Origin of the sequence: Brachyspira catarrhinii, assembly GCF_005518285.1 — a bacterium.
Taxonomy (GTDB): Bacteria; Spirochaetota; Brachyspiria; order Brachyspirales; family Brachyspiraceae; genus Brachyspira; species Brachyspira catarrhinii.
Genome location: NZ_SJDU01000753.1, coordinates 1 through 530 on the forward strand (window position 1 = coordinate 1; position 530 = coordinate 530).

1 protein-coding gene is annotated in these 530 nt (G+C 27.9%); it reads left to right on the forward strand.

Features of this window, described 5'->3' with window-relative positions:
* On the forward strand, positions 1-530 hold a 530-nt coding region (locus EZH24_RS13340; RefSeq protein WP_137999478.1), incomplete at both ends, for an Rpn family recombination-promoting nuclease/putative transposase.

Below are 530 nucleotides of genomic sequence, written 5' to 3' on the forward strand. Positions count from 1 at the left end.
TTCGTTATTTTTTCGGTTTGAAAGGAGACGAGGATTTATTATTAAGCTTTATAAATGCTATAATGATTGATTCAAATTTTTCAACTTTTGTGTCGGTAGAAATTATGAACCCGTTTAATTTATCCGAGAAAGCTGGAAATAAAGAGAGTATTGTTGACTTGAAAGCAATCACGGAAGACGGAACTGTCGTTATAATCGAAATTCAAACTTATTCTACAAAAAATTTTTTTGAACGCACTTTATATTATTGGAGTAAAAATTATTCGAGCCTTTTGAAACGAGGAAATAAATATTCAAAATTACGCCCTGTTATTAGCATAAATTTAATTGACGATATTTTATTTGACAAAACAGACAAGAGAATGCATACTTGCTATTTATTAAAAGAAAAAAATACTAATAAAATATTAACCGACCATATTCAATTACATTATGTTGAAATTCCAAAATTTGACGAAAACGCAGACATCAAGCGAGAATTAAAAAATTGGATTTTATTTTTGAAATCAAACAAGGAGGAAGATATGTCT